We start from the raw sequence: 26,653 nt of genomic DNA, 5'->3' as shown, positions 1-26,653 counted from the left end.
GATAGAGCCGTAACCAACACAACTCCCCAGGTCCGCACGGCTATAGCCTGCGAACTGATCAAGCTTCACCCATGAGGGGAACGCGTGTCCAGGTCCGTACGGTTCGCCGTGCCCGTCGCCACCGCCGCCGACGGGGAACGGAAAGTTACCCGCTCACCGAGAGGTTGGAGTTTCCGCTGCTCTGGTACCCCTCCGTCGCGAGGATCATGTAGTAGCTGAAGTTCCCCAGATTCATTCCCGCACGGCCCCACGCGTCGAAGTGGTTGCCGGTGGTGATGGTGCCGCCCGTCCGCTTCGACTGCCGGACGCTCCAGAACTGGGGGAACGTCTTGATGCCTTCGACGGACGGGGCGTTGTACCGCATCGTGTGGTAGATGTCGTACGTGCCGCCGTCGCTGTGAACGGTGCCCCGGTGCGTTCCCGTGGGCCGGTAGTTGCCCCAGCTGTCGACGACGTAGTACTCCACCAGCGGGTTGGACGTCCACCCGTAGAGGCACAGGTAGCCGTTACCGGACGGGTTGAAGCTGCCGGAGTAGTTGACGTTTCTGCGTCCGCCGTTGCTCCAGCCCTTGCCGCAGACGAAGTTTCCGGTGTTGCGCCACGAAGTGCTGTAGTTGCCGCCGGACCCCAGGGTCATGGAGACCGTGCCCTGGGCGTCGGTCCAGAACGAGTAGTAGTACCCGTTGTGGGTGCCCGTCTGGTTCTGGTTGATGGTCTGGGCGTGAGCGGTGCCGGGCAGTACCACCGCGGTCGCGCCCAGCGCCAGGGCGCCGGCACCGATGAATGTCCTGCGGCTGACCGCCCGGGCGGGGGCGTTGTCCATGTCCATGCTTCCTCCTCGTGAAGGCTGGCGGGAGGCCAGGCAGCGCGACGAGACCCGGTGGGCCTGTCGGTGGGGGTGAAGCCGACCGCACGTCAGCGTCGTCCAGCGCTGCGGCGGTCGAACGGCCGCCGTGAAATCGACGACCGGAGGACCAGGTCTTCTGGCGAGTGACCCGGATCGACAGCGGTGCAGGTCTGTCGATGGCAGAAGTGTTGGTCCGGCTCCCGGAGTTGTCAACACTTCCCGCAAGGATTCCGGAAGCCCTGCCCGCGCCGGAATTCTCCCCGGAAGGCATCAGACCTGTTCAACGCCCATGACCGGCCGATTGAACCTGGCCACCTCAAGGGAAGCGTCACCCTGAAGATCAGATTCCGGGCCAGCATCTCCGAAAATTATCGGAGACCTTCCGGATCATGCCACCGCCACGAAGGCCATGCCGAGACGATCGGGAGAGAGAGGCACTCGCGAGGACACCCTCGCGCACGGACAGCAGTGACCCCCGGCCGTGACGCGTACGACCGGGGGTCTTGAAGGTAGGCCGTGTGGGACTCGAACCCACAACCAAAGGATTAAAAGTCCTCTGCTCTGCCAATTGAGCTAACGGCCCGCACCGAGCAGCATAGCCCGGCGCACGGCCGGGCCTCGAAGGCATTGTCCGCCTCCGGGGCCCGGCCCGTGCCCGTGCCCGTGCCACGGCGTCGGATCAGCTGTCGCGCTTCCAGCGGGGCTTGTCGGCACGGCGGTCGTACGACGAAGGACGGTCGTCCCGCCGCTCGTACGACGAGGGACGGTCGTCCCGGCGGAACCCACCGCCACGGCGGTTGTCCTCACCGTTACGCCGGAAACCCTCACCACCGCGGTCGTCACGCCGCGGGAACGGCCGACGCTCGTCCCGGCGGAACCCGCCACCGCGGCGGTTGTCCTCACCGTTACGCCGGAAACCCTCACCACCGCGGTCGTCACGCCGCGGGAACGGCCGACGCTCGTCGCGCCGGAACCCGCCGCCGGGCCTGCGGTTGCCGTGCTCGTCGTGCTGGCGGCCGCCCGTCTCCGCACGCGCCGCCTTCTCGGCGCGGCGCGCCTCGCGGGCCGCTTCGCGCTCGGCCTCGCGCTCCGCCTCGGCCAGCGCCTGCTGGCGTGCCTCGGCGGCCTGTGCGATGGCCTCGGCCGGGTCCTCCCCGCGCTCCCTGGCGGCGCGGCCGGTGAGCCGTTCCCCCTCCTCGCGCAGCTCCGTGGCCCGTTCGCGCGCCTTGTCCAGCTCGCGGGTGAGGCGGGCCACCTCGCGCTCGGCGTGCGTGACGGCGCCCATCGCCGACTCGGCCTGGACCTCGGTCAGGGACCGGGCGCCGATGATGCCGGCCACGTCCTCGTCGAAGAGGTCGCCGCGGCCGATGATGTGCCGCGACGCGTTCACGCCCGCGTCCTCCATCAGCCGGAAGATCGTGCGCCGCTGGTGCGGCAGCGCCAGCGAGACGACCGTGCCGGAACGGCCCGCCCGCGCCGTGCGGCCGGAACGGTGCAGGTAGTCCTTGTGGTCGGCGGCCGGGTCCACGTTCAGCACGACGTCGATGTCGTCCACGTGGATGCCGCGGGCCGCGACATCGGTGGCGACCAGCACGGCGACGCGGCCGTCCTTGAAGTCCGCGAGCGTGCGGGTGCGGGCCCCCTGCGTCATGCCGCCGTGCAGCGCGTCCGCGCGCACGCCCGCGTCGCGCAGCTGCCCGGCGACGCGGTCGGCGCCGAGCTGGGTGCGCACGAAGACGATGGTGCGGCCGTCGCGCCCGGCGATGGCCGCGGTCAGCGGCGCCTTGTCCCGCGGCTTCACGACCAGCACGTGGTGGGACATGGTGGTGACCGCGCCCTGCGCCGCGTCGACCTCGTGGCTGACGGGCTCCACCAGGTAGCGCTTCACGAGCGTGTCGATCTCGTGCTCGAGCGTCGCGGAGAACAGCATCCGCTGCCCGCCGGGCGGCACCTGGTCGAGCAGCTCGGTGACCTCGGGCAGGAAGCCCAGGTCGGCCATCTGGTCGGCCTCGTCGAGCACCGCGACCTCGACGTCGTCGAGGGAGCAGGCGCCGCGGCCGATGACGTCGCGCAGGCGGCCGGGGGTGGCCACCAGGATGTCGACGCCGCGTTCGAGGGCGTAGATCTGGTTGCCCATGGACGTGCCGCCGCAGACGACCTTCAGCCGCAGGCCGAGCACGTGGCCGTAGGGCTCAAGCGCGTCGGAGACCTGCATGGCCAGCTCGCGGGTCGGGGTGAGGATCACGGCGCGCGGGCGCTTCGGCGCGGTGCGGGCGCCGGTCAGGCGGGCCAGCACGGGCAGGCCGAAGCTCAGCGTCTTGCCGGAGCCGGTGCGGCCACGGCCGAGGATGTCACGGCCGGCGAGCGCGTCCGGGATGGTGGCGGCCTGGATGGGGAACGGGGTGGTCACCCCGTTCTCGGCGAGCTTGCTCACCACGTTCTGCGGCAGGCCGAGGTCGGCGAAGGTGGTCGTGGGCTCGTCCAGGGGAAGAAGTGCCTCTGGCGTCGAGACGGACATGCGTAGTAAGAACCTTCCGGAGTCAGGTGGTCGGCACGCGCCTTAGCTCCGTAGGTGCTGTTGACCGCCTGGATGCGATCAGCCACGGCTAGACGAGGAACGCGCCACACGGCGCGCTGCTTCTTGGCGCCGGGCAAGTGGGATCAAACGATCTACAAGCATACGCACCGTGTGGGCTCCCATGCAAACGGCTCATCCCCCGCCTTCGGGCGCGGGCGCCGAGGGCTCCGGCTCCGGGCTCGGCGAGGGCGGCGGCGGCTCGCTGGGCGCGGACTCCGAGGGCGCCGGAGCCGGCTCGGGCGCGGGCTCGGGGCCGGGCTCCGGCGCGGGCTGCGGCTCGGGCGGCCCGGCGTCGCCGGGGGCGGACGCCGACGGCTCCGGCCGCGGGGTCTCGGGCGACGCCTCGGCGTCCGGGGCCTCGGCCGGTGGGGCGCCCGGCGCACCGGCGGGCTCCTCGCCCGGTACGGCGCGCTCCGCCGCCTCCCCGCCGCCCGCCCCACCGGGACGCTCCTCGCCCGGCGAGGACGCCGCCGAAGGCGCCGGCTCCCCCGGGCGGTCCTCCGGCTCCACGGTCAGGCAGCCACCGACCGCGGCGAGGGCCGCGGCGAGGACGGTGGCGAGGGCGGCGGTCCTGGCGAGGCGGCGGGGGCGGCTGCGAACGCGGCGCACGGGCGGAGTCCTCCGGAACGGGAACGGGAACGGGGGCGGGCACTTCCGCGTGACTCAACTCCCGCACCCGGACGGAGGACACGGACCGCACCGGACCGAAACAGACCGGACAGGAACGAACGGAAACGGCTCACCCGTAGCCGAGCGCGTGCAACCGTTCGTCGTCGATGCCGAAATGGTGGGCGATCTCGTGCACGACTGTGATCTCCACCTCCTCCACCACCAGCTCGCGGTCCCCGCCCTCGCGCCCGCACAGGCGCAGCGTGGGCCCCATGTAGACGGAGATCCGGTCCGGCAGCACCCCGGCGTACCACTCGCCGCGCTCGGTCAGCGGCGTTCCCTCGTAGAGGCCGAGCAGCTCCGGGTCCTCGGGGGGCGGCTCGTCCTCGACGAACACGGCGACGTTGTCCATCAGCCGGGTCAGCTCGGGCGGGATGCGGTCCAGCGCCTCACTGACCAGTCCCTCGAAATCCTCACGCGTCATCTCCAGCACACAGCCATTGTCCGCTGGCGAAACGGTTTTGGTGATCCCCCGCGCGATCCCATATGCTACTGCCGTTCTTCACCTGCCCCCATCGTCTAGTGGCCCAGGACGCCGCCCTTTCAAGGCGGTAGCGCGGGTTCGAATCCCGTTGGGGGTACCCGGAACGAGGGACGCTCCGGTCGGCCGGCTCGGCTGGTCGGCCGGAGCGGTTCTGCCCACCTGGCCGGTGTTGACCTTCAAGTTGGTCGAAGCCCGACGATGGCCGGGTGCCACACTCCGAACTGATGCCGATCGGGTTGTTCGCCCGACGCACCGGGCTGACCCCGAGTGCCCTGCGCTTCTACGCCGACTCCGGGCTGCTTCCGCCGGCCGAGGTCGATCCGGTCTCCGGCTACCGCTACTACGGTGCCGATCAGGCGGCCCGAGCCACCTCGCTGCGTCAGCTCCGTGAGATCGCCATGCCCCTCACCGCTGTCCAGGCGGTCCTCGGCGCCGAGCCCGCCGAGGCGTCCCGGCTGATCGACGAGCACGTGGCGAAGGTCCTCAGGGACGCGGCAGCGGTGCGGCGGAAGGCTGCTTCGGTCAAGGCATCGCTGGCATCGCTCACGGGTGTGCCGGGCCCGCCGGTCGCCGCGCTGAAGGGGCCCGTGCTGAAGGGGCCCGTGCTGGCCGACGCGATCGAGCAGGTCCTGACCGCGACCGCGTGTGAACCGGGGATGCCCGTACTCGGTGCCCTGCGCGTCGAGGCGACGCGGGAAGCGGTCACGCTGACCGCAACGGACCGTTACCGTCTCTCGACCAGGACCCTCGTTCCCGCCGAAGCGGCGGCCACGGCCTGGGCCGTCACGGTCGACGGTGACGGGCTGCGGGCGGCGGTCGCCGACATCCGCCGCAGCGCCCTGGTGCGGGTCGAGGCGACGCCGCACGGGTTCTGGTTGCGCATAGCAGACCGAGAAGACCGGCACTGCCGGCTGCTGTCGGAGGAGTTCCCCGACCACCGGCTGATGCTCGCGGCGCTGCCCGAGGTCACGAGCCGGGTGACGGTCTCGAAGGAGCTTTTCCTGCGGGCTCTCGCAGAACACCCGGACGAGCGCATCACGTTGCGGATGACCCCGCACGGACCGCACGGGCTGAACGAGCCGCACGGACCGCACGGGCCGCACGGGCTGAACGTCCTGACGCGTGACGAGGAGCACCCCGGCGTTCCGCTCACGGCCACCGTGACGGGGCGGGACCTCCGGATCTCCTTCGAGCTGACCACGCTCTACCCGGCCGTCAGCACCGCCATCGGCCCCGACGTGATGCTCGACCTGCGGGGAGCGGACGAGCCCGTCACGTTCCGCTCCGCCGACCGCGGCGATCTCACCACCCTCGCCATGCCCGTCAAGCCCGACCGCTCAGGCTGAGCGCTCAGGCTGAGCACAAGCAAGAACGACGAGGAGCACGCCCATGACCGCCACTCCCGCCAGCTCCGATCCGACGATGGACGCCATCAGCCGAGCCGTCGTCGAAGGACGCGCGGGCGACGTCGCTCCAGCCCGCCGGAAGCTCCTGGCCCTGTGGTCCGCGATCGGTGTCACCGGCGACCCGCTGCACCGCTGCACGCTCGCGCACTACCTGGCAGACCTCCATGAAGACCCGGCCCAGGCCCTGGCCTGGGACATCCGTGCGCTGGACGCCGCCGACGCCGTGACCGAGCAGGGTGTGCGGGAACGTCACGCCGGTCTTCGCATCGCCGGCTTCTATCCGTCCCTGCACCTCAACCTCGCCGACGACTACCGCCGCCTCGGTTCCTTCGAGGCGGCCGCCGAGCACGTCGACGCGGCCGAGGAACGTGCCCCCGACCTCCCCCAGGACGCCTACGGGGCCTTTCTGCGTACTGCCATCGCCGAGGTGGCCGAGGCCGTCTCCCGGCGGGACACCGCCGAGCGAGCCTCCGCCCCGGGCCCCACCCGACAGGGTGTCGCGAAGGTCAATGCGTGTAGCGACGCACGGTCTCCGGGTGGATGACGATACGAACCTGGTCCACGGCCAGGATTCCGGCGAGATCGTCGGCGTGGACCGGGTCGTCGAGGTCCCAGTAGCGCGCGGCCAGGCGGGTGCACAGGTCGTGTGCTCCTTCGGGCTCCACCGTGGTGCGGCCGGCGACCGACAGCCAGCGCTCGCGTTCACCCACCGGGGCGGCGACGACGATCGAGGCGCGGGGGTCGCGGCGCAGGCGGCGCACTTTGAGCGAGTCCGGGCTCGTGAACAGTTGGATCGTGCCCTCGGCGGTGGCCTCGAACCACACCGGCAGGGGCTGTGGCGGGAGCGGCCCCCCGGCCACGGACAGGAACCCGTGCAGGGGGCGTCGCAGGAACTCGATGTCCTGGGTGGTCAGCGAACTGGCGTCGGTGCTCATGACTCCGATTGAACACGGCCGGCTCGGACGATCCCATAGGCAAGAAGCCGGATCGCCTGCGTGATCGTCTGAATCGTCTAATGTCACTGAGATGGACGTGTTCAGTGACCTGATCCGCGGGGTGCGAGCCCACGGCTCGTCGTTCGGCAGCTCGACCCTGTCCCCGCCCTGGGCACTGCACTTCGTGGACGGCGCGCCGCTGACCCTGTGCACCGTTCTCACCGGGGCGGGCTGGATCGTGCCGGAGCACGGTCCGCCCGAGCCGCTCCGCGCCCGCGAGACGATCGTCGTGCGCGGCCCCGCGACGTTCACCTTCGTCGACGAGATCGGCACCCGCGCCCAACCGATCGCGTGCGGCGAGCACTGCGAGACGCCCGAGCAGGGCGGGACCCGGCACCGGCGCGGCTGGCACGACCGCGGCGGGGACGCCGGTGACGGCCGCGGCGGGGACGCCGGTGACGGCCGCGGCGCGACGACCCTGATCGTCGGCGCCTATCCGGTGCGCGGCGAGATCAGCCGCCGGCTGCTGGACGCGCTGCCCGCCGTGCTGCGCGCGGCCGCCGGGGGCACGGCCGACGCCGTGCTCGACCACGTCGCCGCCGAGGTCGCCGTCGACACACCGGGCCAGCAGGTGGTGCTCGACCGGCTGCTGGACTGGATGCTGGTCTGCACGCTGCGCGAGTGGTTCGACCGGCCCGGCGGCGAGCCCCCGGCCTGGTGGGCCGCCCAGCGGGACCCGGTGGTCGGCGACGCGCTGCGCCTGCTGCACGCCGACCCGGCGGCGCCCTGGACGGCCCACCAGGCCGGGGGCTCGCCGGGGTGTCGCGTTCGACGCTGGCCAAGCGGTTCGCGGACCTGGTGGGCGAGCCGCCGCTGACCTACCTCACCCGCTGGCGCATGACGCTCGCGGCCGACCTGCTGGTCGAGCAGGAGGCCGCCACCGTCGCCCACGTCGCCCGCACCGTGGGTTACTCCGACCCGTTCGGGTTCAGCGCGGCGTTCAAACGGGTCAGAGGCGCCAACCCGAGCGAGTTCCGGCGGACCGCGGCCACGGCCTCCCCCGCGACCGAACGCCCCCTCCCGGCCCACGCCGGCCCACCCTGAGCCCCGACAAGGCACGTGCCCTGGCCCGCGGGCATGGCGGCCTCCGCCAAGCCCGACGCGTCCCGCATTGAACGTTTCAATCAGATGACGGCGGGGAAAAGTCCTCCCATCTGGGAGCGCTCCCAACCCCGGACATCCACCCCCCTCCGGACGAGGAGTCGCAGTGTTGACACTGAGACACGAACGCACCGACGCGCGCGGCTGGACTCGCCGCGCGCTCCTGGCGGTTCTGGCCGCCGTCACCCTTCTGATGACGCCCTGGTCCACCCCGGCCGCCTCCGCCCACGGCTCGACCGCCGACCCGCTCTCCCGCAACTACGGCTGCTGGCAGCGCTGGGGCAGCGACTTCCAGAACCCGGACATGGCGCAGGAAGACCCCATGTGCTGGCAGGCGTGGCAGCACGACACCAACGCCATGTGGAACTGGAACGGCCTGTACCGCGAAGGCACCGGCGGCGACTTCCAGGCCCACATCCCCGACAACCAGCTGTGCAGCGCCGGCCGGACCGGAGACGGCCGCTACGACTCCATGGACACGCCCGGCGCGTGGAAGACCTCGCAGATCGGCAGTAACTTCACGGTCGACGTGCTCGACCAGGCGTACCACGGCGCCGACTACCTCCACGTCTACGTGACCAGGCAGGGCTACAACGCCCAGACGGACGCGCTCGACTGGGGCGACCTTGAGCAGGTGGCCTCGACCGGCAGGTACGCGCCCGCGAACCACTACACCGTTGACGTCCAGGCACCCGGCCGTTCCGGGCACCACGTCGTGTACACGATCTGGAAAGCCTCGCACGCCGACCAGATCTACTTCTTCTGCAGCGACGTGACCTTCTGAGCCGCTCGGGCCGGTGCCGCCCGGACGCGCCCCGCGCGTCCGGGCGGCATGCCCGCCTCAGGCGGAACGGATACGGTCGCGGAGGCGGCGCGCCACCTCCCCCATGAGGACGTCGGCGGCGGGTTGGCTGCTCGCGGCCACCCGCGACTCGGTCAGCACGGCCACCGCGTACGCCTGGCCGTCCGCGTGCTCGACGACGCCCGCTTCGTGGCGCAGGTTGAGCAGCGTCCCCGTCTTGGACGACCAGGTGGTGGCGTCGGAGACGAAGTCGGGGGCGAGGCGGTGGCGCAGGATGTTGTCGGCCATGAGCGTCCGCAGGCGCGCGGCGACGCCCGGGTCCACCGCCGACGGCCGGGACCACAGCGCCTGGAGGAGATCGACGAACGCGCGAGCCGTACCGGCGTTCGCGCGCGAGACGTCGAGCTGCGGCACCCGGTGACCGCGCCCCGCCGTGCCCGCGTCGATCGCGAGGGCGTGCGCGAGGTGCACGTCCGCCGCGTCGAAACGTTCCACCGGGGTGTCGGTCAGCTCCCGCATCGTGTGGCGGACCGCGATCCCGCGCAGCCCGAGCCGGCGCAGGGTAGCCGCGACCTCGGACGGCGGGGTGAGCCGGAACAGTTCGTCCGCGGCCACGCCGTCGCTGATCGACGTGCTGAGGTACAGCAGGTCGTCCACGGCGATGCGGGCCGCGTGGCGGAACCGGCTCAGGCCCGTCGGCCCCGGCGTCGTGATCCGCCCGGGCGGCACCTCCACCACGTCCGCGCCGTTCAGCTCGCCGAGCCGGATGCGTTCCAGCGTCGCCAGGGCGAGCGGCACCTTCACCAGGGAGGCGAGCGGGAACTCGGTGTCCGGATCGATCCCCAGCTCCTCACCCGTCGCCAGATCGCGGACGAGGAACGAGCCGTGCAGCCCGCCGTCGTGCAGCATCCGGCGCAGCTCCGCCAGCAGCGCGGCGGCGTTCACGGGGCGACTCCGGCGTCCGCCGCCGCGCCCGCACCCGCCGCCGCATCCGCATCCGCACCCGCATCCGCACCCGCCGCCGCATCCGCACCCGCCGCCGCGTCCGCGCCCGCCGCCGCGCCCGCGCCGAGACATCGCGCGATGCCCGCCGCGCAACTCTCCCGGATGCGGACGGCGTCGGCCTCGTCGGCAGCGGCCAGCGCGTAGCCCCGGGCGAGGCCGGCGGCCAGTTCGCCGAGCGGGCGCCAGTGCAGCCCCAGCTGCCTGGCCTGCGCGGGCGAGCACAGCAGCGCGTCGCCGTGGCTCAGCACGTCGGCCGCCGCGGCCGCGAGGCCGGACGCGAGGGCGAGCTGCGTCGGGCGCAGACCGACGGCGTCGCGCAGCCGCACCAGGCAGTCCCGCACATGCGGAACGTCGTCTTCCGCCTGGAGCCAGACCCGCCGGGGCCGCCGATCCCGGTCGGCGCGGCCGGGGCGCAGGGTGTCCAGGTACATGGGCCCTTCCCCGGACTCCGGGCCGTGCGCGACGGCCAGGCCGAGCGGAACGGTCCAGGACGCCTCGGCCGGCGGCAGCGCCAGCAGCGCCGCGCGCACCTGCCGGGACTGCACGAGACCGGCCCGCTCCTCGGGTGCGGCCGGGCGCGGGTCAAGCAGCAGGCCGTTGCCGCGCGCGTCCGCGATGAGGCGGGCGAGCGCGCCGGTGGGGCAGGTGGCGGGAACGGCCAGCCGTAGCGGCCGGTGCCTGGCGGCCTCCGCCTCGTGCTCAAGGCGGTCGGCCAGCCGCACGAGGTCCGCCGCCAGGGGCAGCATGTCCCGGCCGAACGGCGTCAAGGTCGCGGCGCGCGAGGACCGTTCGAGCAGCCGCTGGCCGAGGTGCCGCTCCAGCGCGGCCACGCGGCGGCTCGCGACGGACTGGGCCATCCTGGCCGCCGCCGCGCCGACCGTGAAACTGCCGCGCTCGCTCACGTACACGAACGCGCGGCAGGCCCCCACAAGATCCACCGTTCCACTATGCCAAATCAGCATGGGAACGTGCGTCCGCGTCTTGGACGGCAAGGGGCCGCGGGCCGCAAGGTTGCGGCAGATGTTCCGCGAAGGCTTGGAGGTTCACCCCATGACATACCTGCTCGGCATGCGCCGCGGCGCCGCCTGGGCGGCCGGCGCCCTCGCGCTCGCGGCGCTCCCGGCCTGCGGCCAGGAGACCACGCGGTCGGCGTCGCCGTCGGTGCCGGCCACGGCACCGGCCGTGGTGTCGTCTTCGGCGGAGTCCGCCGAAGAGGAGTTCCGCGAGCTTGAGCGCGAGTTCGACGCGCGACTCGGCGTGTACGCCCTCGACACGGGCACGGGCCGGGAGGTCGCCTTCCAGGCGGACGAACGGTTCGCGTACGCCTCCACGTTCAAGGCGCTGGCGGTGGGCGCCGTGCTCCAGGAGTACGGGCTCGACGGCATGAACGAGGTCGTCACCTACTCGGACGACGACCTGATCGCCAACTCGCCCGTGACGGAGAACTTCGTCGACACCGGGATGAGCCTGCGCGAACTGTGCGCCGCCACCCTCTGGTACAGCGACAACACGGCGGCCAACCTCCTGTTCGACGCACTCGGCGGACCCGAGGGTCTTGAGGCGATCCTGGAGGAACACGGCGACGACGTCACCGAGATGGACCGGTACGAGCCGGACCTGAGCGAAGGACGGCCGGGCGACATCCGCGACACGAGCACCCCGCAGGCGATGGCCGGCAGCCTGAGAGCGTTCCTGCTCGGCGACGCCCTGGACAACGACGAACGTCAACTGCTCAGGCAGTGGATGGAAACGAACACCACCGGCGAAACCCTGATCAGCGCCGGTCTCCCGGACGACTGGACCGTGGCCGACAAGAGCGGCACCGCCGGCTACGGCGGACGCAACAACATCGCCGTGGTATGGCCGGACGACGGCGGCAACCCCATCGTTCTGGCGGTCATGTCCAGCCGCGACGAAGAGAACGCCGAACGCGACGACGCCCTGATCGCCCGAGCCGCCTCCGCGGCCGCGGAGGCACTGAACCGATAGCCGACGCGGCCCCGGCGCGGCACCGCTCCCGCATGCCGCCCGCCAGGGCGGGCGTCCGGGTCCACAGCCTGGAGCACATCGACGAACGGGCGTGCCGTCGACCACCTCGAAAGCCAGTGGCCGCTCGGCGAGCGGCACGACGCGAGCGGCCGGTCATTCGGCCCAGCGGACCACACGGCGAGTGGTGGGCGGCGCGGCGCCCGCCGCGGCGAGGCCACGGGAACGACCGGCCGGAACGGCGCGATCGCGGCCCCACGAGCGGATCTCCTCGATGCGCTCGGGATTGGTGCGGCTGAGCGGCGGCGTATTGGCGAAGGTGTCCTCCACGAACGAGGGGCGCAGCCGCTCGGCGCCACCGCCGAGCAGGACCTCGGCGCCGACCTCGTGCAGCGCCGACTCGATGTCCGCGCCGGCGAACCCCTCGGACAGGTCGACCAGCCGGGCCAACTGCTCGGGGTCGGGATCGGCTTTGACGTAGCGGCGGTAGTACAGCTCGATGATCTCCGCACGTTCCTGCTCTTCCGGCAGGTCGACGAAGAACAGCTCGTCGAACCTGCCTTTGCGCAGCAGTTCGGGCGGCAGGCTGCGCACCTCGTTCGCGGTGGCCACGACGAACGCCCGGGACGTGGACTCCTGAAGCCAGAAGAGGAAGTGGCCGATGACCCGCTGACTGACGCCGGTGAGGTCGTCGCGACCTGCCAGGCCCTTCTCGATCTCGTCGATCCACAAGATGCACGGCGCCACCCGGTCGGCAGTGTTCAGGGCCTCGCGCATGCGTCCTTCCGACTCGCCGAGGAACTTGCCGTGGATGCTGGCCATGTCGAGTCGGTAGAGCGGCAGTTGCCATTCCGTGGCGATGGCCTTGGCCGACAGCGACTTGCCGCAGCCGGGCACGCCGACGAGCAGCACTCCGCGCGGCGGGCGGAGCCCGGTGCCGCGCAGGTCGGCGTGCATCAGGTCGTGCTTCCTGCCCAGCCACGTCCTGAGGTTGGCGAGCCCGCCGACCTGGTGGTCGTTCCCCTCCAGGTTGATGCGTTCGAGACCGGCCAGATCGCTGAAGATGCGGTCCTTGTGGCGGGCCACGGTGAGAACGTCGCTCTTGTCCACCGAGCCCTTGGAGACGATGGTGGCGATGAGGTTGATCGCCTCCGCCTCGGTCACACCCCGCAGGAACTCCGCGGCGCGGCGCCGGTCCTGCTCGTCCCACTCGATGGGAACGACGCCCTCGTGGTCGTCGAGGAAGCTGCCGAGCGTGCCGTACATCTCCTCCGCGTCCGGCAGGTCGAGCTGAATGCTCATGCCGAGCCGCTGGAGGCCGCTCCAGATCGGCTTGTCCGTGATCAGCACGATACTGCCCGCGTTGGCGTCGGCGAGGCGTGCCAACTCCGCGATGTGCCGCGTGAACTGGGTGTCGTGGTCGAGATCGTCCGGATCGACCAGGATCAAGGTGGCCTGCTGGCGGCTGGTGAACTGCGCCGCCGCGAACTCCATGGCCCCGGTCAGCGATCGGTCGTCCTGCACCGTCGCGTTGGACCGCAGGTCGCGCAGGCCGGTGGCCCTGGTGTAGATCCAGAAGGGCATCGCGGAGCGGCGGCTGTCAGTGGCCGCCTCACGCACCAGGCGGAGCCCCCGCTGCTGCTCGATGGTGCGCACGCCGATCACCGGCACCCGCGCGTTGAGGAAGCTGTCCAGGTCGCGCCGGCTCTCGGCGTAGTTCGTCATCGCGGCCTTCGTTCTGCGTCACGTGTGGTGTCCGGCATGAGGAGGGGGGCGGGCCCGCGGGCGGGTCAGGGGCGTACCACTCTGCGGCGCGGCGGCGCCGCCGGGTCGTAGTCCCAGCCGGCCGCGTCGGGCTGCCGCCCGGCGTCCTCGGCGAGCACGGCGGTGAGCGAGTTGTCCCGCAGGGTTCTCAACCTGGCCTCGATCCGGTGGGGGTCCGTCGCCGCGGCCGCATCGCGCCTCACCATACGTTCCAAGTCCTGCTGTGCCTTCGCTACCTGGCCGTCGACCAGCTGGATGAGCCGCGCCCGCATATCGCCGGGCAGCCCCGGATGCCCGGCCAGGGCCCGGATACCGCGCAGCCCGTGGCGGGCCTGGGCCAGGGCCCGGCCGACGGCGAACTCGTCGTCGTTATCCGCGCTCACGGCCGCGGTCAACGCATCCGCCCAGGTCTGTAGTCCGGCCGAGAGTGCCGCCGTGAGCCGGGCCGCGAGCCGCTGCCAGGTCTCGGCCGAGAAGTCGGCGGGGGCGAGCGCGGGCAGTTGCCCGGGGGCGGGCTGTTCGCCACGCGCCCACCGTTCCAGGTGGTCGGCCCACGCCTGGTACGCCCCGCCGCTCCCCCACAGCCGGTTCACGCGTCATCCGTTCCCGGACGGCGGACGAGGATCTCGCCCGGCGGCTCGGGGGACCACGCGGGCAGATCCTCGACGACGCGTCGCAGCCGACTGGTGAGGCGTTCCGCCTTGTCGGCGGGCGGCGCCCCGGCGGCCCAAGGGTCCTCGGCAGCGGGGCGACGCGGGGTGGGCGAGGTCATCGAACGGCTCCTGACGGCGGGGTGACGGTGCGGCTGTCGAACGGTGCCGGTGCCTGACCGGCGGCCGACAGGCCGGCGATGAACTTTCTGGCTTCGCTGCTGAACGTCTCCGCGCTCCGGAAGGCGGTGTGCCAGTCGGTGAGCTCTGCCGCCGCCTCGGCGAGCTGCCGCAGCGACACCTGCTTGGCCTGCTCCAGGTGTTCCCTTGCCAGCCGCTGTGCCTGTGCGGCCCGCCGGAAGCGTATCCGGAGCACCAGACCCCAGACGGCGCCGACGACGACCGCGGTGACCACCGCGAATCCGAGGTCGATGCGACCGGCCACGAACAGGATCGCCAGCACCGTGCCCGCCAATGCCGCCGCCGTGCCCTGCCATTGGTACCCCAGCGATTGGACGAACGGCCGGCCGTGTGCATCCCAGTGGGCACCCAGGTCGGCCTGGAGCTCCTCCAGCGGCCGGGCGAACGACCCGCTCCAGGCCGGCAGGTCGAACGTCCGCGCGCCGATGGTGTGGGAGGAGCCGAAGGTGACCCGGACGTCGGCCGGGATGGAGCCGCGGTAGGCGAGGCCGAACTCGTCGTGGGCCTGGGAGAGGAAGGGCCGACATGCGGCGACTGCCATCCGCTGAGTGGCGGACGAGACACCGATGCTGTCCGGGGTCAGCGCCGATGTGGTCTGGAGGGTCAGGTAGTCGAGAGTCTCCTCCAGCGCCGCCGCGTCCCGGTCGGCCGCGGAACGTGCGTGGGCCAGGTCGCCGCCCGCCGCGACGATCGCCTCGTTCAACGCCAGGTCACGGAAGAGTGGCAGCTCGTCAGCGTCATGTGTGGACACCAACCGGTCGAGGATGTCGTCGACGGCATCCTCGATCCGGTCCTCGGGAAGCGGCTCCCGTTCCATTATGGTCCGGTACTTCTCCACCAACCGCTCGTGCGCCCTCGCACTGCTCAGCACGGCGTCCAGCGCGGGCCAGTCCGGGGACAAGGCGGCGAGGCGCGGGAACTCGGCGTCGGCGCTCGGCGTGCGCAGCGACTCGACCTCCGCGCGCCACCGGCCGATCTGCCTGCCCGCCGCCGCCCCGTCGGTGAGCATCCGCCCCCGCCAACTGGTCAGCCGTCTGCGCACCAGCTCCTTGCCCGCGCCGCCGAACGCCCCCTGAGCGGCGGATTCCAGGATGACGGCGAACTCACGGCCGAGACGGTTCGGGTCCTGAACGTTCAGGAAGTGCCGCAACCACCGGACCGCGACATCCGTCCGTCCCTGGCGGCGCAGCACCAGCGCGAAGAACAGCGAGGTGCGCCCCGGCGACCGCCGGAACGCCTCGCCCACCGCGCGCCCGCACAGGTCCTCCTCGTCGGACGCCCAGGAGGCCAGCGCGACCAGCACCGGCGCCAGCCAGTAGCGCGGGGTTCGGAGCATCAGGTCCTCGCTGATCGCGCGGACGGTCTGCTCCGAGACGAGGCCGATGTCGAACGCCTGGAGAATACCGACCGCGGTTCGGCGCACGGTCTTGTGATGCCCGAACTCGTGCTCCAGCTCATCCTTGATGACGCCGATCCGGGTTTCGGCCCGCTGCACGTTGTTCGCGCGCTGCGTCTCCTGCACGAAGGTGAGGAAGTCCTCGCGCAGTCGCCGAAGTGCGTCCTGGGTCTGGGCCTGCCTGGCGTCCACCGCGGACACCTGCCCCGAAACGACGGTGACGTGCTCGCCCAGGCGCAGCACCAAGTCGTTGATGTGGCGCACCTGGGCGCGCAGGACATGGTCCACGTCAGTCATCGATCCCCCATGCGCGTGTGATCCCGCTCGGCCCTGCGGAGCCGCGTCGCATCTCGACCACCTCGCCGTCCGCGTGCACCGGCAGCAGGTGCCCGTCGTCGAATACCTCGACCCACGCATAGGCGCCGGTGCGCACGAGCATCCGGGCCCGTGCGAAGGGTTCGGGCATCGGCTCGGCCGGTGCGTAGTGATGGACGATGCTCCGCGACAGGTCGAGGATGTGGTCCACGTGGGGCGGCCCCAGCCGGCAGACGGCGACGGAGCCGAGCGGCGCGCCACCGTGCGACGTGGCGTACTCGGCGCGCAGCCAGTCGATGAGCTCCGTCCGTGCCGCCTCGTCCAGGCCGGCGTCCAGGCGTTCCACGGCCCGGCGGATGCCGCCCCCGCGCGGGCGGCCGGCCTCGGCCGCCCGCGTGGGAGAGCCCCACCGCCTCCCCGTCGTCGGCGCCTCCGGCGTGGCCGGCCCCCCCGTGCCGGTCGGCCGCACGACCCGGCGTGGTCCTTCCGTGTGCGCCATGAATCCCCCACCGCCCCCGGACGGTTCACCGACGACGCTTCCTGATGAAGCGTCAGCTCCTCATCGCGCCCAGCATAGGCAGCGGCGGCCACCTCCGGGAGCCATCGGTCGAAGATGCCCCGAGGGCACCCGGAATCCGCCCGCCGACCGACCGGCACCGGCCCGGACCCTGCCCTGCCGGACTGTCAGACTTGCGGCCATGAGCACGGTGTATGCCCTCCTCGTCGGCATAGACGACTACTCGGCGCACGGCGAACAGTCGCTGCGCGGCTGCCTCAACGACGTCGCGGCCGTCGAGGGCTGGCTGAGGCGGCGGACCGGCGACCGCTTGCGGCTGAGGGTGCTGCGCGACGGCGAGGCCACGGTGGCGGCGGTCACCGACGGAATCACGCGCCACCTGGGCCGATGCCGGACGGGCGACAGCGCCTTGTTCTGGTTCTCCGGGCACGGCACCCGGTTTCCCGTGGAGTTGCCCGAAGACGTGCGAAAGGAGGCCACCGGCTGGTACCAGGCGCTTGCCTGCGCCGACCGGCCCCTAGTCGATCGGCAACTCGGCGCGCTGCTGAACGAGGTGGCCGCCGCCGGCGGGCACACCGTCGCCGTCCTCGACTGCTGCTATGCGGGCGGTGGGACGCGCGGGGGCCGGCTCGCTGCGCGCTTCCTGCCGCCGCCACCCGGCTGGGCGGTGCGGCGCGACGCCCCTGCGGACGGCCCGCACCCGGCCCCTGGTCAGCCGCGCCACGTGCTGCTCGCGGCAAGCCGCCTCGACCAACTCGCCCGCGAGGACCTGGTGGGCGGCAGGACCCACGGCCTGTTCACGCATGCTCTGCTCGGAGTGCTCGGTTCCGACGCCCATCGAACGGCCACCTGTCGCGAGGTGCTGGCCGCCGCGCACGCCCGGGTGCAGATCGCGACCGACGCGCAGCACCCGGTGCTCTACCCCCACCACCCGGGCGGCCCCGCCGATCGGCCGTTTCTGGGTGCCGCCGCGGCCGGCCCCCCGGCTCCGCACCTGCTGCGGTTCGGGCGGGAGGGCTGGGAGGTGGATTGCGGGGGCGTGCACGGACTGCGGCCGGGCGCCCGGCCAGGTTCGCCGGCCGGCACGGAGTTCACCGTGACCGGCCGTTCCCCGGCCGAGGTCCCCCGGACCGTACGAGCGGCCTCGGTCCGGCAGGACCGCACCCTGGTACGAGCGACCGGCTGGGTGCCTGACCCGGAGCGCACGTACCCGGTCACGCTGTCAGCCCTCGAACTGCCGCCGGCCGCGGTCACCGTGGAGGCGGAAGGGCCAGGCCCCGCCGGGCTGCTCGATGATGCGCTGCGCACGGCGGGCCCCGACGGCGGCCCGTCTCCTCTGCTGCGCCGGGCGACGCCGGCGGACCCGGCGGCCGGGCTGCTGCTGATCCGTCTCAGGGCAGCCGCCGGGCGCGTCGGGATTCTGCGCCGCGACGGCAGTGCGTTCGTGGCACCTCTGCCCCTCGGCGGGCCGGCGGATGCCCGCCGGGTCGCCGCGTGCCTGGTCCACTTGGCGCGCTGGCATCAGATCCGCGACCTGGAGAACCCGGCCGCCGTGCTCGGTTCACCGGTCCGCGTCGAGGTCCTCCCGCCGGACGGCGGCGAGGAGTCGTTGTATCCCGGTGACGGCTCGCGCGAGCTGGTGTGTGCCTACACCAGAACGGCGACCGGCTGGCGGGCTCCGCGCCTCTCGGTACAACTGCACAACCGGTCGCACCGCACCCTCTGGTGCGCGCTGTTCAACCTCACCGACAGCTACCGCAGTCACTCGGTGCTCTTCCCCGGCGACTTCATCGGACCGGGACGCACAGGTTACGCGCTCGACGGAGACCCGGTGCAGCTGTCCCTGCCGCCCGGACGCGCGCCGCGGCCGGGAGCCGCCGTCCGCGACTGGTTGAAGCTCGTCACGGCGGAAGGTGAGCTGAACACCGTTCCCTTCCATCTCGACGCCCTGGACCCGGATGCCGAGACCCACCGGGCGGCGGCAGGCACCGGCGCGGACGGGCTGCTCCGGCTCACGTCCCCCGACCGCGACGACCGCGACCTCGGGCCGGCTCCCGACAGGCGTGGCCCCGGCGAGTGGACGACGTACACCCTGTCGCTCCGCACAGTCGTGCCCTGATCACCAGCCGAGGTGGGTGAAGCCGGCCCACGCCGTGAGGTCGTGCGTGTCGCCGGCGCGGGCCCGCGCGGCGAGCGCGGCGGGCATGGTCTGCGGGATCTCCCGGGCCGGGTCCAGCATCCACAGCTGCGCCCGGCGCAGCGCTCGGCCCGGGGGCTCACCCTCCCGGCGCAGGAACCAATGGGTCATGAACATCAGCACCGAGGTGGCGTCGTCCGGTACCGGCCACAGGGAGCCCACCACCGAACGGGCCCCCGCGACCAGGAACGCGGTCGACAGGCTGTACGCCTCGTTGTGGCCACGCCCGGATACGTGGCTGCGGCAGGCGGCGAGGACGACCAGACCGACGCCGGCGGGACCGGCACCGTGCGCCTCGGTCAGCTCTTCGGCGGCCAGCTCACCGCCGTCGAGCGACAGGTGGGCGCTGCGACGGGCGCGTTCCGTCACCGTTCCGTGGCAGGCGAGGTGGAGCACGGCGCCCGCGCTTCCGGCGCCGCGCAGCCAGGCCAGCACCTCGGCGGGGGTGCCGGGCCCGGCCGAGGCGCCGCCGGCCCTTCGGCCGAGAAAACGTCCCGCCGGATAGAGCACGCGCTGTACCGCGTCCGCTTCCTCGCCCGCGTGCCGCAGGTCACCGGTCGGGTTGCCGACGATCAGCGCGGCGTCGCCCGGCGGCGCCGGGGCCCGGGCCGCCACCTCGCACAGCAGCCGGGCCGACGCCGCGTAGGAGATCTCGGCCGCTTCGACCGCGTAACGACGACCGCCTTCGCCCGCCGGACCCCACGCCGCGTGCCAGGGCACGACGCTCAACGCGCCCATCGGTACCAGCACGAGCTTCGGCGGACGGCCGCCCGCCACCTCCGGCGCGAGTGCGTCGAGCAGGGGGTCCATGGCCGCGTACCAAGCCCAGGAGCACAGGCGATCGAGCTGCCGCCGCAGCGTAGGTCCTGGCGGCGCTGCGGTCAGCGGCCCCAAGTCGCGGGCGCCCCCACCCGCGGGCCCGTAGGCGCGCAGCGGCGCGGCCTGTTCGCTCAGCCGCGGCAGCGGCATCGAACCGACCCGGGCGTGCGCGGTGACGATGACGGCGGCGCCCCCGCCGTCGGCCGTGGCAGGCATCAGGTAGACGAGCGCGTCGGCTCCGGTGGCCCTGAGGGCACGGGCGATCTCCTCGGGCTCCGGCGGGTCGAGCAGCGCCTGCCGCGTGGACGGCTCCCCGCCGTCTCCGGTGAGCACTTCGAACACCCGGCGCCGGAGATCGCTGCCGGGTCCCGCGGTGCTCGCACCGGCGTCGCGCCACTCGCGGACCAGGTCGGTGCGGCCCGCGGCCTCCAGCGACTCGGGCACGGAGGCCGAGGTCAGCGCCGAGTGGAGGACCAGACCGCGGCAGGCGTCGAGCGCCCGGACGGCTTCCGCGGGCACACCGTCGGCCAGGCACCAGGCCGCCACTTGGAGAGCGCCCGCGGTGGCCTCGCGGGCGACGTCTGCCGCATGCTCGGTGCCCGCCTGGAGCAGGGTCGACCAGGTCAGGCCGCGCAGCCCGCCCAGCCCCGCGCGACGCCCCCTGGACCGGTCGCCGTCGGCATCCCGGGCGCGGTAGGCGCTGCCGAGTGCCGCACTGGCGCTCGCCCACGCGGGATGGGCCGGGCCCGCGGCCGCCCGGGCCGCTTCTTCCAACAAGGCGATGGCCCGGGTCAGCCGCTCGGCGCGGCGGGACGACGACGGCTCAAGATCGGCCAGCGCGCAGTAGTTCACGCCGAGGGCGCCCGTGTAGCGGAGCCAGGCGTCGGCGTTGTCACCGGCAAGTTCGATGGCCTCTTCCAGCAGCCCGCACGCATCGGTCAACCCGTCCGCGTCCTCGCGCGCCAGCGCGCGAGCCGAGCGGACGATGCCGGTGGCGCCGAGCACCCAGCTGCGGTGGCCACGGGGGAACATGGCGGCCCCCCGCCGCACCTCGGCCTCGCTCCTGCGGTCCGCAGGCGATGGCTCGGACGGCTCACCGAGCGCTCGGGCCAGGCCCTCGCGTTCCAGGGCCAGGTTCTCCAGCGCCACCCACAGGTCCACGCGCGAGGGATCGTCCTCGGCCAGCTCCGCGACCACCTCGGCCAGACGGCCGACAGCCCGGTCCACCGCGGGCAGGTCGCCGCGCCGGACCGCGGCACCGCCCGCCATCACCGCGGCCTCGGCGGTCACCAAGCGGTTCAGATAGGGGTTGAGCTCCCCGGCGGCGAACAGTTCGTCAGCCGCCCTGAGCCCCGCTTCGAGGTCGTCGCGGCCGCCGAACAGCCGGCCGCGCTGCGTCGCCTCCTGCATTTCGAGGAGAAGGAGGTCCGGCCCCGACGCGCCCAGTTCGCGAGCACGGTCGAGGTGGTGACGTACCTCGTCGAGCGGATAGGCGCCACCCGTGATCCCCTCGCTGAACCTCGCGGCTCCCGCCGCGAGGTGCGCCCGTGCCCGCCAGGCGTCGTCCTTGCCCGTGGCTCCCACGGCGGCGCCGATCAACGCCCGCCGCCGCTCCTCGGAGACGTGTCCGCCCTTGGAGTCGAAGCGGAAGAGAACGCCGAGTAGGTAGACCGCCGAGTCGGCGTAGCCCTCCTCGCCCTCGTGTGCGGCCCAGTGCGCGTACATCCGGTCGAACATCGCGGCCGTGCGCCCGCCGTCGTACGCCAGATCGGTGCCCGTGGCGCCGTGCTCGTCCTGCTCGCTGAAGTCGAAGAACGCCCGCCCTTCGGAGAACATGTCCATGAACGCGCGCATCGTCGCCATCGCCTCGCCCTGCGCGGCGGCCTCGAAGGCGTCCTTGGAGATCAGGCCGAGCCCGACCTGTTCCTGCCGCGCCCACAGCAGAGCCGCCCGGCAGGTGTTCGACATGTCCGGGTCCAGATCCGTGCAGGTCATCGCCCGTTCGGCGCCGGCCACCACGTCGTCGAGCCTCGCCGGGTCCCGGTCGCCCAGGTACCGCTGCTGCTGGAGGGCGGTGAGCAGGGCCGCGGGCTTCCAGACGGTGGTGCCGTCCCGCGAGACGTCCCAGCTGTCCACCACGTGCCGCAGCAGGCGGAGCGCCCGCTCGCGCCCGGCCTCGTCATCGTCGGCCGCGGCGCGTTCGTACAGCAGGTGAGCGAACAGCTCCAGATAGACGGCGGGGATGTCCAGCAACGCGTTGTCCTCGGCCAGCAGTTGCTCGACCTCGGTCACGGCGAGCGCCAGCTGCCGCGCGTCCCGATGCCGCAGCCCCTGGCCCGCCCGCAGGTAGGCACGCCGAACCCTGGCATCCGGGACCCACCACGGCTCCTCGCCCTCGGCGGCCGCGTCCTCCAGCACCAGGTCGAACTCATGCCGTGCCGCCGCCAGGTGCTCCCCCTCCGTGGTGACGAGGGCGTGCAGCATCAACGACCGCGCGAGCAGATACCGCTGTGTCGGCGCGTCGGCCCCCGGCAGCCGGGCGTCGAGCAGCGCGCGGAAGTGCCCGGCCGCGTCGAGGAGGTCGGCCGAGTCCCCGGTGCGGCAGCCTCGCTCGTAGCACAGGTCGGCGAGATGAGCGTGGAGTTGGGCAACGACGGCCGCGCCCTCCGGGTCGTCCCGATCCCGCTGGTCGGCCAATGCCCGCTCCAGGGAAGGCAGCGCCGCCTCGGTCAGTGCGGCCCGGCGGTCCTCGTCCTCCTCGGCCGACTGGCGGTGGGCGGCGACGAACGCCAGTCGCAGCCGACCGGAACGGGCCTGCTCCGCGAAGCCGTCGAGACCTTCCAACTCGCGCAGCCCGGCCACCAGCGTCTCGTGCGCACGCCGAAGATGCTCGGGGTCCTGGCCCACGTCGTAGCGATGGGCGAGGGCCCGGCCGAGCAGGATCATCGCGTCGCCACGTTCCCCCGCTGTCCCCGCCGAGGCCACGGCGCGGGCCAGTGCGTCCTCGGCCCGGCGCAGATCCGGCTCGGCACCGTGGCGTTCGTACCGGTCCAGGTGCCCCCCGCCGAGCGAGGTCCAGGCGGGTCCGGCGGGCCCGGTGCCGTTCACCCGGCGTCGCCCCCCGGGGCCACGGCGGCCAGGTAGCCCTCCAGGACGGTGTTCAGCCAGGCGACGCCGTCCCGCCGGTCCAGGTCCACCGGCGGTACGTCGGCGTCCTGGAGCGTGCCGTCCGGGCAGCGGTCGGCGAACAGGATCAGCGCCCGGTCGGCCGGCTCACGCTTCGACGGCCAGAGGAAGCCCTGGACGTCGGCCCCGGCGCCGGCCCTGATCCAGTGCCCCCAGTCCCTGGTGTAGGGGTAGTCGGCGGCCTCCGCCTGCACCAGCCAGGAGTCCTGGCCCACCGCGGCCAGGTCGCGCCCGGACACCAGCGGCACCAGCCGTACCTCCCGGGCAAGGCGGAGCACTGAGACCCGCCGTCCGCGCACGGCAGCGTGCGGCAGGAGCCGCGGGCCACCGGACGCGTCGAACGGCATGGACCGCAGCAGCGTCTCGCAGATCGCGGCCTCGACCGTGAGCCCGGCGTACAGGTATCCGTACGCGTCGCAGCGCGTCGCGTCGAACCGGCCCCCGCCGTAGAGGCAATGGGCCGGCACGGGATTGAACGCGGCAGCGGCGCGCGCCGCCGAGTGAACCCGGAAGAGACGTGTGCCGGCCGCGAGTACATGCCGGCGCGGCACGCCCGGCAGGACTGACGGCGGCGGGAACCTCCCCATGCGATCAGTCTCCCTCCCCCAGGTAGCGGGCGGTGGCCGGCAGCAGACCCGGAGATCCCGTACCGACCACGTGAGCCGGGACCGCGCCCGCCAGCCAGGCGTTCGGCGAGAACCACCAGTCCGCCACGCCCCAGGGGTCACGGACCGCGTCCAGCACCTCGTTCACCTCGACGACCTCGGGCCAAGGGGTGCCGTCCGCCGCGAACTGAAAGGCAGGCCACCGGGGTTCGCCGCCGGGGCCCGGCAGTCTCAGCAGCCCCGGGGCAGCCGGGTCGCCACCTCGGCGCCGTAGCTCGTCGGCGGTCACCGCGGCGGCGGCGAGCAGCCGGTCGCGAACCGGGCCGAGTACCGGACCGGCCATCCCGTGGCCGTCGAGTAACAGGGCTGCCAGATCGGTCGCGGTGAAGCCCAGGACCGAGACTTCGGTGGTCGGACCGGTCCAGCGGCCGGCGGCGGCCTCGGCGAACCGCTCGGGCAGCAGGCGTGCCAGCGCACCTGCCGCCGACTCGGCGGCCAGGACTCGGCGGTCGGAGCCTGGCGGTGCGACCCGCATCTCGTCGAGCAGGAGCCGGAGTTCACCATCCTCGGCAACGCGGGCCCGAATGCCGTCCCAGTCGGCGGCGGCCGCGGCGAGAACACCGAACGGGTTCACGCGGCCAGCAGCCGTTCGATCAGATCCCCACGCGACGGGTCGCGCACCACCCAATGGACGTCCCAGTCGGCGCCACGTGCGATCTCGGCCTCCACCGCGGCCCACACAGCCGTGAAGCTCACCTCGTACGACAGGCCGCCGCGACCGGAGCCCAGCAGCGGCAGGCAGATGGAGCGCAGGGGCGGGTCGAACTCCCCGGACTCGCCGCGGAGCACCGCGAAGGAACGGCTGACCGCTCGTGTCACATCCGCCGGCAGCACGTCGTAGTCGTTGGTCCCGGCCCGCGGCACCGCGACCGCGGCGTGGTAGATGCGGCGCACCCCCTGCGCCGCCAGGGCACCCGAACCGGTGGGGACCACGGTGCCGGGCAGGGCCGGCCGGCCCTGGAGCCGATGCCTGGTCAGCCAGCCCTGCAACTCGTCGTGAATCCGGTCCTCGACCATCCCGCCACCGACATCGCGCGCTGCGCCGGCCCGCCGCAACGACGCCGAGATCGACGACTTGTAGGGCTCGGGCAGCGCGAAGAAGACATTGGCCGGGGCCACCACCACGTCGACGTCACGCAGGAGGTCCACCGGGTGGGCATGCACGACGACCGGCAGGGCTCGCCGACCCACCGCGACGCGAAGCGTCCGGTGCGGCACGGCACGAACGGGCGCCGCGTCACCGAGCGAGACGGCTTCCGGTTCGCCCGCGATCCGGACCGCCTCCTCGGCGACCTGGCCGAGGATCAGCACCTCCTGGTGCTTACGGAACCGCTCGACGCTCACCCCGTACAACTCGGCCGCCCGCCTCCGCCGGTCGGCGGCCGGCCAGTCCCGGGTGCCCATCGCGAGGCCAAGGCTGTACTCGGCCGCCTCGCGCAGCGTTCCGGGATCGAGACGCGCCACACAGGCGCGGAGCAGTCGTTCGACATCGCGGTGACCGGCCGCCGCGGCAAGCGACGGCACCGCGAGCTGTCGCAGCCGCGGCAAGCCGAACCTGCGGATCGCCCTCACCTCGCCGAGAATTGACTCGTAGTCGGGCAGTGCGGCGGACATGCTGATCAGCATGTCACCGTGCGTTCCGGCACGACAAGCATCGTGCCGTTCTCCCCTGCCATGACAGCACATGCGGTGGGCGAACTCCGGGCGTCATCTGGCCGGACCCTGGTCGGCCCCTGGCCGGCGCCCGCACCGGAGCGCGGTGGGCCGCATCCCGCTCGGCTCGCTCGGCGCGGCAAAAATCTTGAGCCGACTTATTGCCGTATAAGGGCCCCGGCTGGCATGGTCTAGACCTAGCGGAGAGTGAAGGCCGTTGACAGCCTCCGCGTTGATGGACTGCGCGGCCCACCACCTCCGCAACCCCCCCGATCCCCCCTCTCGCCGCCGCGGATCGCGCCGGACCTCCAGCTCGGCGCCATCCACACGGGCGGCACCAGGAGTTGTCATGCACAGGAAAACACGACTGGCCGCCGTGCTCGGCGCCGCCATCGCCCCACTCATCGCAGTGAGCCTCCCCGCCTCCACGGCGAGCGCCCACGGTTACATCAACTCACCGGCGAGCCGGCAGGCCCAGTGTGCCGCCCGCGTCGTCCCCTGCGGCGACATCCAGTGGGAGCCGCAGAGCGTGGAGGGCCCGAAGGGCCAGCGCAACTGCCACGGTGGCGTGGCCCGCTTCGCCGAACTGAACGACGACAGCAAGGGCTGGCAGCGCCACAGCGTCGGCGCCTCCACCACCTTCAGCTGGACGCTGTCGGTGCAGCACCGAACCAGCACCTGGCAGTACTTCGTCGGCGACACCCTGGTCGCCGAGTTCGATGACGGAGGCGCCGTCCCGGGCACGACCGTGACCCACAACGTCGACTTCGGCAACATCCGCGGCGACCAGAAGGTCCTCGCCATCTGGAACATCGCGGATACCGCCAACGCCTTCTACGCCTGCATCGACGTCAACATCCGCTGACACACTCCGGCGAGCCGCACTGCGGCCAGGGGTTCGTCCACGCACGAGGCTGACGTTCCGGAGCCGGAGTTCGGGCAATGCGGCGACACGGCACTCCCGTGCCGGTGGTACGGGAGTGCCCTGGAGGCGTTCCGCGGCCTGGCGGGTGGCCGGCCGTCCGCCAGGACAGTGGCAGCGGGGCCTCCCCGAGAACACGAGAACCTCCGGCGGCATCGGCACTGATCTCATCCTCCGCACCGATGCCGCCGAAGGCTCCCCCTCCCGCCCGCCGCGGCAGTCCGCGGCCGACCGACGGGGAACGCCTTCGCCCAGGCCCGGGTCGCATCGATCCGCAAGAAGCGGCGGTGGGCGTAGGCGGCGAAGCGTACGGGCAGGTGGCGAAGGCGCAAGCGAATGGCGTCCGGTATCGGCCTCGGCCGGATCGTCGTTGCCGTGCGGGGACAGGAGCCATAGCCACACGTCGAGGGCGGCAGCGAGGTTCGCGGCGAGCGTCAGCCGCGATCGGCCTTCCGGGAGGCGGAGGGCGAGTTGCGCAGACCTGTCGCGCCCTGG

Annotated in this window: 22 protein-coding genes, 2 tRNA genes and 1 pseudogene; 8 read left to right on the top strand and 17 right to left on the bottom strand. The window is 72.8% G+C overall.

Annotated elements, in window-relative coordinates:
• Positions 1 to 145: 145 nt before the first annotated feature.
• The 5 genes from RM779_RS23055 to RM779_RS23035 all read right to left on the bottom strand — a co-directional run bounded on the left by RM779_RS23055 (position 146) and on the right by RM779_RS23035 (position 4,527).
• A complete protein-coding gene (locus RM779_RS23055) occupies positions 146 to 829 on the bottom strand; it encodes a glycoside hydrolase family 11 protein (protein ID WP_311619654.1) in 684 nt (227 codons plus the stop codon).
• 528 nt (positions 830 to 1,357) lie between these two features.
• Positions 1,358 to 1,430: transfer RNA gene (locus RM779_RS23050), tRNA-Lys, on the bottom strand.
• A 96-nt stretch (positions 1,431 to 1,526) separates the two neighbouring features.
• Positions 1,527 to 3,365 carry a DEAD/DEAH box helicase gene (locus RM779_RS23045; protein WP_311619653.1) on the bottom strand — a complete coding sequence of 613 codons (1,839 nt, stop codon included), beginning with the start codon at positions 3,363 to 3,365 and terminating at the stop codon, positions 1,527 to 1,529.
• A 192-nt stretch (positions 3,366 to 3,557) separates the two neighbouring features.
• Positions 3,558 to 4,034 carry a hypothetical protein gene (locus RM779_RS23040; protein WP_311619652.1) on the bottom strand — a complete coding sequence of 159 codons (477 nt, stop codon included), beginning with the start codon at positions 4,032 to 4,034 and terminating at the stop codon, positions 3,558 to 3,560.
• A gap of 130 nt (positions 4,035 to 4,164) precedes the next feature.
• Positions 4,165 to 4,527 (bottom strand): metallopeptidase family protein, encoded by a 363-nt coding sequence (locus RM779_RS23035; protein WP_311619651.1) that lies wholly within the window; start codon positions 4,525 to 4,527, stop codon positions 4,165 to 4,167.
• A 75-nt stretch (positions 4,528 to 4,602) separates the two neighbouring features.
• Between RM779_RS23035 and RM779_RS23030 the strand changes: the two genes are divergently transcribed.
• The 3 genes from RM779_RS23030 (at position 4,603) to RM779_RS23020 (ending at position 6,528) form a co-directional block, all read left to right on the top strand.
• A tRNA-Glu gene (locus RM779_RS23030) sits at positions 4,603 to 4,675 on the top strand.
• A 109-nt stretch (positions 4,676 to 4,784) separates the two neighbouring features.
• The gene (locus tag RM779_RS23025; protein WP_311619650.1) at positions 4,785 to 5,924 is read left to right on the top strand and encodes a DNA polymerase III subunit beta family protein; all 1,140 of its coding nucleotides are present in this window, start codon (positions 4,785 to 4,787) and stop codon (positions 5,922 to 5,924) included.
• Between the two features lie 43 nt (positions 5,925 to 5,967).
• Positions 5,968 to 6,528, top strand: coding sequence for a hypothetical protein (locus RM779_RS23020; RefSeq protein WP_311619649.1), 561 nt, complete (start codon positions 5,968 to 5,970; stop codon positions 6,526 to 6,528).
• Here the strand turns inward: RM779_RS23020 and RM779_RS23015 are convergent.
• Positions 6,491 to 6,919, bottom strand: coding sequence for a pyridoxamine 5'-phosphate oxidase family protein (locus RM779_RS23015; protein WP_311619648.1), 429 nt, complete (start codon positions 6,917 to 6,919; stop codon positions 6,491 to 6,493). The genes RM779_RS23020 and RM779_RS23015 overlap by 38 nt on opposite strands.
• 91 nt (positions 6,920 to 7,010) lie before the next feature.
• Between RM779_RS23015 and RM779_RS23010 the strand changes: the two are divergent.
• Positions 7,011 to 8,023: pseudogene (locus tag RM779_RS23010) on the top strand (AraC family transcriptional regulator).
• 250 nt (positions 8,024 to 8,273) lie between these two features.
• Positions 8,274 to 8,864, top strand: coding sequence for a lytic polysaccharide monooxygenase (locus RM779_RS23005; RefSeq protein ID WP_394813366.1), 591 nt, complete (start codon positions 8,274 to 8,276; stop codon positions 8,862 to 8,864).
• A 57-nt stretch (positions 8,865 to 8,921) separates the two neighbouring features.
• Here the strand turns inward: RM779_RS23005 and RM779_RS23000 are convergent, their stop codons facing one another.
• Both RM779_RS23000 and RM779_RS22995 read right to left on the bottom strand, forming a co-directional pair.
• The gene (locus RM779_RS23000; protein ID WP_394813365.1) at positions 8,922 to 9,791 is read right to left on the bottom strand and encodes a serine hydrolase; all 870 of its coding nucleotides are present in this window, start codon (positions 9,789 to 9,791) and stop codon (positions 8,922 to 8,924) included.
• 32 nt (positions 9,792 to 9,823) lie between these two features.
• Positions 9,824 to 10,825, bottom strand: coding sequence for a LysR family transcriptional regulator (locus RM779_RS22995; protein ID WP_311619645.1), 1,002 nt, complete (start codon positions 10,823 to 10,825; stop codon positions 9,824 to 9,826).
• A 112-nt stretch (positions 10,826 to 10,937) separates the two neighbouring features.
• Between RM779_RS22995 and bla the strand changes: the two genes are divergently transcribed.
• Positions 10,938 to 11,876 carry a class A beta-lactamase gene (gene bla / locus RM779_RS22990; protein WP_311619644.1) on the top strand — a complete coding sequence of 313 codons (939 nt, stop codon included), beginning with the start codon at positions 10,938 to 10,940 and terminating at the stop codon, positions 11,874 to 11,876.
• 153 nt (positions 11,877 to 12,029) lie between these two features.
• Here bla and RM779_RS22985 read toward each other — a convergent pair whose 3' ends face one another.
• The 5 genes from RM779_RS22985 to RM779_RS22965 all read right to left on the bottom strand — a co-directional run bounded on the left by RM779_RS22985 (position 12,030) and on the right by RM779_RS22965 (position 16,545).
• On the bottom strand, positions 12,030 to 13,598 hold the full coding sequence (locus tag RM779_RS22985) for an AAA family ATPase (protein ID WP_311619643.1): 1,569 nt from the start codon (positions 13,596 to 13,598) through the stop codon (positions 12,030 to 12,032).
• A gap of 65 nt (positions 13,599 to 13,663) precedes the next feature.
• Entirely contained in the window at positions 13,664 to 14,230 is a 567-nt protein-coding gene (locus tag RM779_RS22980; RefSeq protein WP_311619642.1) for a hypothetical protein, read from the bottom strand.
• Complete coding sequence (locus RM779_RS22975; protein ID WP_311619641.1) at positions 14,227 to 14,409, bottom strand: hypothetical protein; 183 nt, start codon at positions 14,407 to 14,409, stop codon at positions 14,227 to 14,229. The genes RM779_RS22980 and RM779_RS22975 overlap by 4 nt, the downstream gene beginning before the upstream one ends.
• Positions 14,406 to 16,181 carry a hypothetical protein gene (locus tag RM779_RS22970; protein WP_311619640.1) on the bottom strand — a complete coding sequence of 592 codons (1,776 nt, stop codon included), beginning with the start codon at positions 16,179 to 16,181 and terminating at the stop codon, positions 14,406 to 14,408. Before RM779_RS22970 ends, RM779_RS22975 begins: the two co-directional genes overlap by 4 nt.
• On the bottom strand, positions 16,174 to 16,545 hold the full coding sequence (locus RM779_RS22965; RefSeq protein ID WP_311619639.1) for a hypothetical protein: 372 nt from the start codon (positions 16,543 to 16,545) through the stop codon (positions 16,174 to 16,176). Before RM779_RS22965 ends, RM779_RS22970 begins: the two co-directional genes overlap by 8 nt.
• A 352-nt stretch (positions 16,546 to 16,897) precedes the next feature.
• On the opposite strand from RM779_RS22965, the gene RM779_RS22960 reads away from it, so the two are divergent.
• The gene (locus RM779_RS22960; protein ID WP_311619638.1) at positions 16,898 to 18,835 is read left to right on the top strand and encodes a caspase family protein; all 1,938 of its coding nucleotides are present in this window, start codon (positions 16,898 to 16,900) and stop codon (positions 18,833 to 18,835) included.
• Here RM779_RS22960 and RM779_RS22955 read toward each other — a convergent pair whose 3' ends face one another.
• From RM779_RS22955 to RM779_RS22940, 4 genes are read right to left on the bottom strand one after another with little or no spacing between them, the layout of a single operon-like run.
• Positions 18,836 to 22,840 (bottom strand): CHAT domain-containing protein, encoded by a 4,005-nt coding sequence (locus RM779_RS22955; protein ID WP_311619637.1) that lies wholly within the window; start codon positions 22,838 to 22,840, stop codon positions 18,836 to 18,838.
• Positions 22,837 to 23,505, bottom strand: a complete 669-nt coding sequence (locus RM779_RS22950; protein ID WP_311619636.1) for an RES family NAD+ phosphorylase — start codon at positions 23,503 to 23,505, stop codon at positions 22,837 to 22,839. Before RM779_RS22950 ends, RM779_RS22955 begins: the two co-directional genes overlap by 4 nt.
• A 4-nt stretch (positions 23,506 to 23,509) precedes the next feature.
• Entirely contained in the window at positions 23,510 to 24,157 is a 648-nt protein-coding gene (locus tag RM779_RS22945; RefSeq protein WP_311619635.1) for a hypothetical protein, read from the bottom strand.
• Positions 24,154 to 25,197, bottom strand: a complete 1,044-nt coding sequence (locus RM779_RS22940) for a macro domain-containing protein (protein ID WP_311619634.1) — start codon at positions 25,195 to 25,197, stop codon at positions 24,154 to 24,156. Before RM779_RS22940 ends, RM779_RS22945 begins: the two co-directional genes overlap by 4 nt.
• A 388-nt stretch (positions 25,198 to 25,585) precedes the next feature.
• Between RM779_RS22940 and RM779_RS22935 the strand changes: the two genes are divergently transcribed.
• On the top strand, positions 25,586 to 26,101 hold the full coding sequence (locus RM779_RS22935) for a lytic polysaccharide monooxygenase auxiliary activity family 9 protein (protein WP_311619633.1): 516 nt from the start codon (positions 25,586 to 25,588) through the stop codon (positions 26,099 to 26,101).
• Positions 26,102 to 26,653: the final 552 nt, after the last annotated feature.

It is taken from the genome of Streptomyces johnsoniae, from assembly GCF_031845565.1.
GTDB classification, from domain to species: domain Bacteria; phylum Actinomycetota; class Actinomycetes; order Streptomycetales; family Streptomycetaceae; genus Streptomyces; species Streptomyces johnsoniae.
Note: the sequence above shows the minus strand (reverse complement) of the source record. Positions and strands in the feature narration are given on the sequence as shown.

What these genes read in the sequence shown, in the direction of transcription:
- RM779_RS23045 (WP_311619653.1), bottom strand. Translation starts at nt 3,365, where the DNA reads ATGTCCGTCTCGACGCCAGAGGCACTTCTTCCCCTGGACGAGCCCACG.
- RM779_RS22970 (WP_311619640.1), bottom strand. Translation starts at nt 16,181, where the DNA reads ATGACTGACGTGGACCATGTCCTGCGCGCCCAGGTGCGCCACATCAAC.
- RM779_RS22985 (WP_311619643.1), bottom strand. Translation starts at nt 13,598, where the DNA reads ATGACGAACTACGCCGAGAGCCGGCGCGACCTGGACAGCTTCCTCAAC.
- RM779_RS22940 (WP_311619634.1), bottom strand. Translation starts at nt 25,197, where the DNA reads ATGTCCGCCGCACTGCCCGACTACGAGTCAATTCTCGGCGAGGTGAGG.
- RM779_RS22950 (WP_311619636.1), bottom strand. Translation starts at nt 23,505, where the DNA reads ATGGGGAGGTTCCCGCCGCCGTCAGTCCTGCCGGGCGTGCCGCGCCGG.
- RM779_RS22935 (WP_311619633.1), top strand. Translation starts at nt 25,586, where the DNA reads ATGCACAGGAAAACACGACTGGCCGCCGTGCTCGGCGCCGCCATCGCC.
- RM779_RS23015 (WP_311619648.1), bottom strand. Translation starts at nt 6,919, where the DNA reads ATGAGCACCGACGCCAGTTCGCTGACCACCCAGGACATCGAGTTCCTG.
- RM779_RS23020 (WP_311619649.1), top strand. Translation starts at nt 5,968, where the DNA reads ATGACCGCCACTCCCGCCAGCTCCGATCCGACGATGGACGCCATCAGC.
- RM779_RS22975 (WP_311619641.1), bottom strand. Translation starts at nt 14,409, where the DNA reads ATGACCTCGCCCACCCCGCGTCGCCCCGCTGCCGAGGACCCTTGGGCC.
- RM779_RS22960 (WP_311619638.1), top strand. Translation starts at nt 16,898, where the DNA reads ATGAGCACGGTGTATGCCCTCCTCGTCGGCATAGACGACTACTCGGCG.
- RM779_RS23000 (WP_394813365.1), bottom strand. Translation starts at nt 9,791, where the DNA reads ATGCTGCACGACGGCGGGCTGCACGGCTCGTTCCTCGTCCGCGATCTG.
- bla (WP_311619644.1), top strand. Translation starts at nt 10,938, where the DNA reads ATGACATACCTGCTCGGCATGCGCCGCGGCGCCGCCTGGGCGGCCGGC.
- RM779_RS23055 (WP_311619654.1), bottom strand. Translation starts at nt 829, where the DNA reads ATGGACATGGACAACGCCCCCGCCCGGGCGGTCAGCCGCAGGACATTC.
- RM779_RS23005 (WP_394813366.1), top strand. Translation starts at nt 8,274, where the DNA reads ATGACGCCCTGGTCCACCCCGGCCGCCTCCGCCCACGGCTCGACCGCC.